The sequence below is a fragment of the Streptomyces sp. MnatMP-M17 genome, from assembly GCF_900091995.1.
Lineage (GTDB): Bacteria > Actinomycetota > Actinomycetes > Streptomycetales > Streptomycetaceae > Streptomyces.
This window is the reverse complement of record NZ_FMDK01000454.1, coordinates 1-9,908: the sequence shown is the minus strand read 5'-3', so window position 1 is coordinate 9,908 and position 9,908 is coordinate 1. Positions and strand designations below refer to the sequence as shown.

Below are 9,908 nucleotides of genomic sequence, written 5' to 3'. Positions count from 1 at the left end.
CCGTCCATCGCCCCAGCCGGTAACGGCCGGCGCGCCGGGCCCCGAGGTCGGCGACGCCGGTATGGGTATCCCCGCCGCGTCCAGCACTCCGTGGCAGAGGCGCTTGTCGAAGAGGACCGCCAGCTCGTCCGGATCGTCGAGCAACTCGGCCCCGGCGGCGGAGGCGGCCCGGCCCAGCTCCGTGGCGGCGGCCGTGAACAGCCCGTACCAGCGGGCCGTTCCCTCGACTCTTGTCGGGTCGTCCGTGCCGCGCAGCAGCCGCTCCACCTCCGGATCCTCGCCCGGCGAGTCGATCCGTACGGTCTCGTCGGCCTCGAACCGGGCGCCGCCGCGGAGCACGCCGAGCCAGGGCACCACCCGGGCGGCGGGCAGCCCGGCCGCTCGGACGGCGTCCTGGAACAGGCTCAGACGGCGGTTGCCGGGATTCCCGACGACGGCCAGACGCGGAGGCGGGGGCGGCATCGGATCACTCCGAGACCGCGGTGTAGCGGAAGCCCTCGTCGTCGTCATCCACGTCCTCGCTCTCTTTAAGGTCCACCTCCACGCCGGCCGCGCCGAGCGTGGCGAGAACGCGCTCGCGCAATGCCTCGCTCAAGTAGTTGTGGTGCAGATCGAGCTTCTTGAGATGAGTGAGCGGCTGTCCGGCGAGCAGGGCCTCCGCTCCTTCGTCACCGAGGGTGCCCATCGAGAGATCGAGGACCTCCAGGCCGGCGACCACCGGCGCGCCCGCCAGCGCGATCGCTATCTCGTCCTGGATCTCGCTGTTGCGCAGGGCGAGATGGCGCAGCCCAGGGAAGCGCGAACCGGCCAGGATCGGCGCCAGATCGGCCACCTCGGTCGTCGCGCCGTACTCACTGACGCCGAGCCAGAGATCGAGATGCTCCAGCGCGGGCAGCTCGCTCGCGCCGACTCCCCGTACCACGGCGGCGTTCAGACCGCCGGTCTCGATGGTGAGCGAGCGCAGCCGCTCGTGCCGGACGGCGGGGAAACGCAGCTCCTGACCGCCGCGGACGCCGAATTCGAGCAGCTCGGGAAAGGCGTCGAGCAGTGGAGTCACGAGCCCTTGAGTGATCCAGGAGATCTCGCACTCCTCGCCGACGATGTCGGCGAGGAACAGCGCGCGCAGCGCGGGCAGCCGGTCGCGCACCGCCACCAGGGCCTCGATCACCGGCTCCGGGCCCGACTCGTAGGCATCGCTCCAGGAGCCGACGATCAACGCCCTGACCTCGGTGGTGTCCACGGCCTCGGTGAAGCGGGCGAAAGCCTCCTCCCACCGCTCCTCGGCCTCGTACGCCTCGACGGCGATCCGCCAGGCCACGGAGGCCGGGGCCGGGAGCTCCGCCTTCGCGTCGGGGGCCGGGAAGGCGAACGCGGGCAGGCCGTGCAGCTCCTGCAAATGGCCCAAAATGGTCATGGCGATGCTCCAGACAGCGGTGGCGCGGATCGGCTGATGTGGAGCAGTTCTACCAAGCACCACTGACAACGCCCTTCCCGGGGCCGGTCGGCCGGTCGCCACCGCCGATTGTCAGACCCCCCGTCTAGCGTCTTTCACAGGTTCGGCGCACTCGGCGCCGCCGGTGGAGGGGAGAGCCATGTACCGGCAGGGAGACGTGCTCATCGTGCCCGTCGCGCAGGAGACGGTGCCGTCGTATCTCGTGGACGCGGCACGGGTGTCGGGTGAGCCGAGGGACGCGCGGGGCCGACTGGTCCTGGCGCTCGGCGAGGTCACCGGCCATGCCCACGCGGTCACCGGGCCCGGCCGGCTGATCCGTGAGCCGGGCGACATGGCAGGGCCGATGTATCTCCATCTCCCGGACGGCGGGCGGGTGGTGCACGAGGAGCACGCGGCGATACCGCTGCCCAAGGGGTGGTTCCGGGTGGTGCGCCAGCGCGAGTACCTGCCGGGCGCGGTGCGCATCGTCGCGGACTGAGCGGGACGCGCGGAACGGGCGGAACGGGCGGACTCAGTGGAACGGGCGGACCGGCGCCAGGGCGGCGACGGGCGCACGGGCCCGGGCACGGAGAACAGTGGACAGGGATGACAGGGACGGGGCTTCGGACATGAGCGACATGGACAAGTGGCGGGCCGTCGCGGCGGCGACGGGCGAGTCGGACCGGCCGGCCGCCGAGCGCGGAGTGCGGCTCGCGTACCGCAGGGCGGGACTGGCGGAGCCGGAGCGGATCATCTGGGCCGGATCGCCGTTGGCCGGTGTGGAGCTGGCGCGGTCGCTGGACGGCGCGGGCCGGTCCGTGCGCGACGAGGTGCGCACCTACCCCTGGGCCGAGGAACGGCGCAGGGTGCATGACACCTTGGGACCGGCCGGCTGGGCCGAGCACTGGAGCGCCACCGGCGCCCGGCTCTGGGACACCGGCCGGACACTCGCCGACCGGATCAGGACCGGCGTGGTGGAGGCGCTCATCGGCGAGCCCGCCAAGCCCGCCGAGGCGGGCCAGATTCGTACGGTGCTGCTCGACGCGGTGCTCGGCCAGCATGACGCGGCCTGGCTCGCCGCCTTCGACGGCCGTGGCGAACGCCTTGAGGGACTGGCGGAGGTGGCGCTGCACGCCGGCTGGTGGTGGCCGTACGAACGGGCCGTGGTGATATGCGAGCGTCCCTCCGAACTCCACCGGGACGAGGCGGGCCGGCTCGACCGCGGCGACGGTCCCGCGCTCGCCTTCCCCGACGGCTTCGCGCTGTACGCGTGGCGCGGGATGCCGGTTCCCGCCGAATTCCTCGGCGAGCTGGCGTCTCTGACTCCCGAACGGATACGGAACGAGGCCAACGCCGAGCTGCGTCGCGTGATGCTGGAGCACTACGGCTACGAGCGCTATCTGAACGAGTCGGGAGCACAGCCCGTCCACCGCGACAAGAGTGGTGTGCTCTGGCGGATCTCGCTGGAGAACGACGAGGACATAGCGATGGTCGAGGTGGTCAACTCCACGCCGGAGCCCGACGGCACACACCGTACGTACTGGCTGCGGGTACCGCCCACGACCAGGACCGCGAAGCAGGGAGTCGCCTGGACCTTCGGGCTCGAACCGGAGGAGTACGAGCCGATGCGCCAGACCTGAACGGCAGGCGCATCGGCAGCGGCTGAGGCAGCGCCCGGGCAGGGACCGGCCCCGGGCCGCGCGGCTCGACGTTCCTCGGTGTCCCTTGGTGTGCCGAAGTGTTCCTCAGTTCGTGGCCGGGCGGAGCCGGTCGGTGTTCAGCGCGTCCGGGCCGATCAGTGCCGCGTTGCCTCCGCCCGTACAGGCGTAGGCACCCGCCACCGCGCCGAGCCGGGCGCAGGCTTCGAGGTCCAGCCCGGCCAGCCGGCCGTACAGGAAACCGCAGACGTACGCGTCACCCGCACCGTTGGAATCCACCACCGGAGCAGGCGGGAGAGTCGCGGGGATGGGCCTTGGGGTACGGCTGCCCTCACGGCTCATCAGATACGAGCCGCCCGCGCCCGCCGTCGCGATCACCGCCTCGGCCCGGCCCTCGCGCAGGATCTCCCGCATCACCGAGGCGATCCGCTCCCCGGCTCCCGCCGCGCTCAGGAACACCAGGTCGGAGCGGAAGGCGAACTCCCTGTGGTGGTCGGCGAGTCCGTCCCAGTCGTGCAGATCGGTCGAGACGGGCACACCGAGCGCCTCGATGTCGTCATAGAGGAAGCGGGCGAAGTTGGTGATGGCCACATGGACATGGCGGGCACGCCGGAGGTGAGGCAGATAGAAGTCACGCGGCATACGGAGATCGGCCGGATCCCGGCCGTCGTAGAAGGACATCCGGCGGCCCGTGCGCTCCACGAGATTGACCGCGCGCCGGGTGCCGGCCGGGGAGATCAGCGCCTCGAAATCGACTCCGCCCTCCGCGAGCCGCGCGCGGATCTGACCACCCGTCCAGTCGTCCCCGATGAAGTCGAGGAACTTGACGTCCAGACCGAGCGCCCGGCAGCCGAGGGCCACATTGCCGCCGGTGTGGCCGGGCCATTCGAGGATCGGCCCGACCCCGACCGAATCGGCGAGCGGAACCGGCAGCGAGTCGACCCGTACGACGGTGTCCACCCCGCTGCCCCCGACGACCAGCACATCGTGACCGAGCTGATCGGTCGGATCGGTCTGCTGCTGTGCCACAGTCTTCCGTCTCCCTGTCCGGTTCCGGATGTCCGGCGGCTCCGGTGTGGCCGCCGTTCTACTCTCCGGCCTTGCCGAGCTCTCCGGGCCTGCCGAGCGCCGCGCGGTCGATGCCCAGTTCGCGGGCGAGCGCCTCGTCCGCCCACTCCAGCATGGTGGCGCGCGGCAGTGAACCCGCGTACGACGTCATCTGAACCGCCAGTCCGTCCAGCATGGCGGTCAGCCGCCCGGCCGCCGACACCGGGTCCGCGCAGACGAATTCACCCGCCGCCGTTCCCTCGGCGACGACCTCGGCGAGGGCCGCCTTCCACTGCTGGTCCAGCGTGCGGGCCGGCTCGCGCAGCGCGGGCTCGCGCAGCGCCGCCGCCCATCCCTCGATCCACAGCCGCCAGCCCTTGGCCTCGCCCGTCGGCGCGTACCAGCGGACCGCGTCGTGCAGCCGCTCCAGCGCGGTGGCGCGCCGGCCGAGCAGCGTGCGCAGCCGGGCCAGATCGCCCCGCGCCGCATGTGCGAAGGCCGCCGCGACCAGCTTCTCCTTCGTCGAGAAGTGGTAGAGCACCAGCGCGCTGCTGACACCGAGCGCGGCGGCGACATCGGAGATCCGCAACGCCGCCACGCCTCGGGCCTCGATCTGCCCGACGGCGGCACGGAGCAGCTCCTCGCGCCGTTCCGACACACTCAGCCGTACTCTCGCCACACCGTCACCCTATCGAGCTGAGGGACCGTCATGCGGCGCGCTGGTACCACCCGCGGATGATCGAACACGCAACTGAATCATCAGCCAGTATGGGGAAGGGTGATCATCCTGCCGAAGCGCTCGCTCTGTGGTATGGCCCGTGGTGCCGCACGGGATCGCCCCGAGACCGTCCCGGAACGGGCCGACTTCGAGGGCGTATACGGGAATCCTGGCGGCGCCGGCGTCGTTGTAGGGCCGTGCGGCGGGGCAGAGGGCGGTCCGGTCCTTCGCCCCGCACAGAGATAGGCGCCCAGACATAATGGGACGACACCGAACCTCCAGGAGGTGCTGTGACAGCCGCTGGTTCCACCCCTTCGTTGCGCTCCCGGCTGCGCTCGCTGCGACCCGCGGCCTTCGGGGCCGACTCGGCAGGAGCGAGGCTTGAGCGGATCCACCGCTCGCCCAACTTCGCCGACGGGGTGTTCCAGAACCCGGTGGGTGCCAGGACCAGACCCTCGGGCTCGGGTCTGGAGTTCGCGAAGGTCTACTTCCAGAAGGAAGCGCGGGCACGGCGGGCTCCGGCCGGTACCATTCCGGTGCACTCCACGACTCGCGCGGACCTCGCCCTGCCCCCGGCCTCCGGGCTGCGGCTCACCTGGATGGGCCATTCGAGCGTGCTCGCCGAGATCGACGGCCGGCGGGTGCTTTTCGATCCCGTGTGGGGCGAGCGATGTTCGCCGTTCGGTTTTGTGGGCCCCAAGCGGCTGCATCCGGTCCCCGTACCGCTCTCCTCGCTCGGTCCCCTCGATGTCGTCGTGATCTCCCACGACCACTACGACCATCTCGATCTGCCCACGATCAGGGCCCTGGCGAGCACGGACACGGTCTTCGCCGTACCGCTCGGTGTCGGCGCCCATCTGGAGCGCTGGGGAGTGCCCGCGTCCCGGCTGCGCGAACTCGACTGGAACGAGTCCACGGAGGTCGCCGGTATCCGGCTCACCGCCACTCCGGCGCGTCACTTCTGCGGGCGTGGCCTGCGCAATCAGCAGCACACGCTCTGGGCGTCCTGGGCCGTGGCCGGGCCCGAGCACCGCGTCTACCACAGCGGGGACACCGGCTACTTCGCCGGTTTCCAGGACATCGGCGCCGAGCACGGCCCGTTCGACGCCACCATGATCCAGATCGGTGCGTACAGCGACTACTGGCCGGACATTCATATGACGCCGGCCGAGGGCATGCGCGCCCATCTCGATCTCCAGGGCGACCGGCCCATCGGCGTCATGCTCCCGATCCACTGGGGCACGTTCAATCTCGCGCCGCACCCGTGGGCCGAGCCCGGTGAGGGCACGATCGCGGCGGCTGCCGAGGCGGGCGCGGGAATCGCGCTGCCGCGTCCCGGCGAGCCCTTCGAGCCCACCGGCGAGGACATTCCCACCGCGCCGTGGTGGCGGCCCGTGGCGATGGTTCCCGAGGACGGCTGGCCCGTGCTCTCCACCGATATCGGGGGACAGGACACCACCACCGTGGCGGGCACGGGAAAGACGGGCGGGACGCCCGAGAAGGCGCCCTCCGCGTAACGCCGTCTCCCTCCGCGTATCGCGTGCTGTGGTCCGGGTCGTCCTGTGGTCCGAGTCGTCCTGTGGTCCGGATCGTCAGACCTGGACCACAGGGACGCCGCGCTCCTCGAAGCGTGCGGTCAGCTCCGGTGCGCCCGTGTCCGTGATCAGTGTTCCGATGTCCTCCACCGGACAGATCCGGGCGAAGGCGCGGGCGCCCAGCTTCGAGCTGTCCGCCACGACGACAAGCCGCTCCGCGCGCTCGGCGAGCAGCGCGTTGATGCTCGCTTCGTGCTCGTTGTGCGCGCCGGCGCCCGACTCCGCGTCGAGGGCGTCCACTCCGAGGAAGGCGATATCCAGGCTGATCTCGCCCAGAATGTGCCGAGCCAGTGGCCCAACCAGTTCATACGACTGGGGCATCGCGACCCCGCCCGTGGTGACGATCTTGATATGAGGGCGTACCGCCAGCTCATGGGCGATGTTCAGTGCGTTGGTGACGATCGTGATCGCGGGATCGTCCGGAGTGCCCTGAAGGTCCGCGCGGGTGGCGATGGCCCTGGCCACCTCCGAGGTCGTGGTGCCGCCGTTCAGTCCGATCACCATGCCGCGCTCGGCCATCGCCGCCGCCGCACGCGCGATGCGCTCCTTCTCCGAGGCGTGCCGTACCGCCTTGTACCGCAGAGGCAGGTCGTACGAGACGGAGTGCGCGATCGCTCCGCCTCGTGTCCGTGTCAGCAGCCGCTGCTCGGCGAGATGGTCGAAATCGCGGCGGACGGTGGCCACGGACACACCGAGCTCGGCGGCGACGGCGTCGACCTCCAGCTGATGCCGTTCAGTCAGCAGCTCCAGCAAGGTCGTGTGCCGCTCGTGGCGATTCACCGCGTTCCCTTCGATTCGGATCGTACTGATCGTATCTTGCGCGATGCATGCTTGTTACTGCTCGTAAGCATCTCCTGGCGTGCAGAATAGATCAGAGTGTCCGACACGGTGATCCGACGCAGGGAGTGGAGACGCGCATGACGCATGTGCAGACGGAACTGGCCACCCAGCCCGAGTGCTGGCGCCGGGCCGCGGCGCTGGTGGACGAGGTGCGCGTGCGACTGCCCGAGCCAGGTGAACGTACGGCCGTGGTCGGCTGTGGCACCTCGCTCTTCATGGCCCGTGCCTACGCCTCGCTCCGCGAGGACGCCGGACTGGGCGAGACCGACGCCTTCGCCGCCTCCGAGTTCCCGGCCCGCCGTCGTTACGACCGGATCGTCGCGCTGACGCGCTCCGGCACCACGACCGAGGTGCTGCGGCTGCTCGCGGAGGTGCGCGGTACGGCCCGTACGACCGCGATCACGGCGGATCCCGCCACTCCGGTGCGCTCGGCGGCCGACGATCTGGTCGTACTGGACTTCGCCGATGAACGGTCCGTCGTCCAGACGCGGTTCGCCACCACGGCCCTCACGCTCCTCCGGGCCCATCTCGGTCTGCACTCCGACGCCGTGGTCGCGGACGCGGAGACGGCCCTCAAGGATCCGCTTCCCGAAGGCATCACCGAGTGCACGCAGTTCACCTTCCTCGGCCGCGGCTGGTCGGTCGGGCTCGCGGAGGAGGGCGCGCTCAAGATGCGGGAGGCGTCCCTCGCCTGGACCGAGGCGTATCCGGCGATGGAGTACCGCCACGGTCCGATCAGTATCACCACCACCGGAACGGCGACCTGGGCGCTCGGTCCCGGTCCGGAAGGGCTGGCGGAGCAGGTACGGGCGACCGGTGGGCTCTGGGTGGCGGGCCGGCTCGATCCGCTGGCCGAACTGGTACGGATCCAGCGGCTGGCCCTCGCCCTCGCGGACCGGCGCGGCCTCGACCCGGACAGCCCGCGCCATCTCACCCGTTCCGTGATCCTTCCCTCAGCGTCGTGAGTCGCTGACCGTCTGTCCTCATAGGGAGTTCGGCCCGGCGTTCCGCGCCGGGCCGAATGCTGCATTTCGCGCTGATGTGCGAGGGCTCATACCGGAGCGGGATGCTCTGTGGGCAAGTTCGTCAACTGTCCACCGTGGATGAACGTTCGGCGACTACCGTGTGTGCTCAGTGATCAACGGAGGGCACTGATGTCTCAACTTCGCGCACCCGTCGCGCGGCCGGAGCGCCGTGAGGGCGGGCGGCACGGCAGGCCGGGCGCCCGCTCGCTGTCCGCTGCGGCCAGACGCAACCCGCCGCTGCCGCCCGATGTCCGTATGCGCCCTCAGCTTCTGCGCACCGCCGTCCTTCCGGCGATAGTCGCCGCGCTGAGCGGCGCCGCCGCCGTGGTGGTCGTCCTCCGCTCGGCGGCGGCCGAACCGACCGCCGAGATCTGGACGGCCCTGGTCGGCACAGCGCTGCTCGCCTTCGCCGCCATCGGCGCGGCGGCGCTGGGAGCGGAGCGTACGGCCAAGTCCATCGTCGACCGCTGCGAGGCGCTGCGCCGGTCCAGCGTGCGCGGACAGGCCGATCTCCATACGGTCATCGAGCGGCTAAGACGCGGCGAGCGCCTTCCCGCGCGCCGTACGCCGTCCTCGTCCCCGTCCTCGTCCCCGTTTTCGTCCCCGTTTTCGTCCCCGCCCTCGGCCGAGGTGCCCGGCGGAGACGAACTCGACCTGTTGGCAGAGGAGTTGGGCCGGTCGCACGAAGCGGCCGTCACCGCCGTCGTCCAGGCGTCCAGGCTCTCCAGCAGTGTCGGCAACGAACAGAAGGTCGAGGTCTTCGTCAATCTGGCCCGTCGGCTCCAGTCACTGGTCCATCGGGAGATCCAGATCATCGATGAGCTGGAAAACCAGGTCGAGGATCCGGAGCTGCTGAAAGGCATCTTCCACGTCGACCATCTCGCCACCCGGATCCGCCGCCACGCCGAGAATCTCGCCGTCCTCGGCGGAGCCGTCTCCCGGCGCCAGTGGACCAAGCCGGTCATCATGACCGAGGTGCTGCGCTCGGCCATCGCCGAGGTGGAGCAGTATCCGCGGATCAAACTGGTGCCGCCGATCGCCGGCGCCCTGCGCGGCCATGCCGTCGCCGATGTCATCCATCTGCTCGCCGAACTGGTCGAGAACGCCACGCTGTTCTCGTCGCCGCACACTCAAGTGCTCTTGCGGGCTCAGCGTGTGACGGCCGGGCTGGCCATCGAGGTGGAGGACCGCGGCCTCGGCATGCCGCCCGGCGAGCAGCAGAAGATGAATGCCCTGCTCGCCCGCCCCGACCAGGTGAATGTGGCACATCTGCTCCAGGACGGGCGGATCGGGCTCTTCGTGGTCTCGGCGCTGGCGCGCAGACATGGGATCGCGGTGCGGCTCCAGTCCAATATCTACGGTGGCGTCCAGGCGGTGCTGGTGCTGCCGCAAGCGCTCCTCGGCCCGGAGGACACGGAACCGGACGGTCATCCGCCGACGTCCCCGCCCGTGCCTGAGCCGATGACCACGTCCGCGTCCGCGCCCGCGCCCACGTCCACACCCAGGCCCGCGCCCACGGTGGTGCCCGTACCGAGGCAGCACGCGCCGGCGCCGCCTCGGCCGCAGGTGTACGAGGCACCTGGGCCCGCCGCC

The 9,908-nt window shown here is 70.8% G+C and carries 9 protein-coding genes and 1 pseudogene; 5 read left to right on the top strand and 5 right to left on the bottom strand.

Features of this window, described 5'->3' with window-relative positions:
- A pseudogene (locus GA0115259_RS20530) lies at positions 1-462 on the bottom strand (hypothetical protein); the annotation flags it as partial.
- A 4-nt stretch (positions 463-466) separates the two neighbouring features.
- The gene (locus GA0115259_RS20525; protein WP_093599193.1) at positions 467-1,414 is read right to left on the bottom strand and encodes an STM4015 family protein; all 948 of its coding nucleotides are present in this window, start codon (positions 1,412-1,414) and stop codon (positions 467-469) included.
- Between the two features lie 178 nt (positions 1,415-1,592).
- Between GA0115259_RS20525 and GA0115259_RS20520 the strand changes: the two genes are divergently transcribed.
- Positions 1,593-1,931 carry a hypothetical protein gene (locus tag GA0115259_RS20520; protein WP_093599190.1) on the top strand — a complete coding sequence of 113 codons (339 nt, stop codon included), beginning with the start codon at positions 1,593-1,595 and terminating at the stop codon, positions 1,929-1,931.
- Between the two features lie 130 nt (positions 1,932-2,061).
- Positions 2,062-3,072 (top strand): DUF6745 domain-containing protein, encoded by a 1,011-nt coding sequence (locus GA0115259_RS20515; RefSeq protein WP_093599187.1) that lies wholly within the window; start codon positions 2,062-2,064, stop codon positions 3,070-3,072.
- 105 nt (positions 3,073-3,177) lie between these two features.
- Here the strand turns inward: GA0115259_RS20515 and GA0115259_RS20510 are convergent, their stop codons facing one another.
- Together GA0115259_RS20510 and GA0115259_RS20505 are read right to left on the bottom strand one after the other, a co-directional pair.
- Entirely contained in the window at positions 3,178-4,071 is an 894-nt protein-coding gene (locus tag GA0115259_RS20510) for a carbohydrate kinase family protein (protein ID WP_093599196.1), read from the bottom strand.
- Positions 4,072-4,177: 106 nt separating this feature from the next.
- Entirely contained in the window at positions 4,178-4,816 is a 639-nt protein-coding gene (locus GA0115259_RS20505; RefSeq protein ID WP_093599184.1) for a TetR/AcrR family transcriptional regulator, read from the bottom strand.
- Between the two features lie 329 nt (positions 4,817-5,145).
- Here GA0115259_RS20505 and GA0115259_RS20500 point away from each other — a divergent pair, with 329 nt between their 5' ends.
- On the top strand, positions 5,146-6,372 hold the full coding sequence (locus GA0115259_RS20500) for an MBL fold metallo-hydrolase (RefSeq protein ID WP_093599181.1): 1,227 nt from the start codon (positions 5,146-5,148) through the stop codon (positions 6,370-6,372).
- A 75-nt stretch (positions 6,373-6,447) separates the two neighbouring features.
- On the opposite strand, the gene GA0115259_RS20495 is transcribed toward GA0115259_RS20500, so the two are convergent.
- Complete coding sequence (locus GA0115259_RS20495; protein WP_093599178.1) at positions 6,448-7,230, bottom strand: DeoR/GlpR family DNA-binding transcription regulator; 783 nt, start codon at positions 7,228-7,230, stop codon at positions 6,448-6,450.
- A 137-nt stretch (positions 7,231-7,367) separates the two neighbouring features.
- Here GA0115259_RS20495 and GA0115259_RS20490 point away from each other — a divergent pair, with 137 nt between their 5' ends.
- Positions 7,368-8,255 carry an SIS domain-containing protein gene (locus GA0115259_RS20490; protein WP_093599175.1) on the top strand — a complete coding sequence of 296 codons (888 nt, stop codon included), beginning with the start codon at positions 7,368-7,370 and terminating at the stop codon, positions 8,253-8,255.
- Between the two features lie 189 nt (positions 8,256-8,444).
- Positions 8,445-9,908, top strand: a 1,464-nt coding sequence (locus GA0115259_RS20485; protein ID WP_107469232.1) for a sensor histidine kinase, incomplete at its 3' end; no start/stop codon positions are given.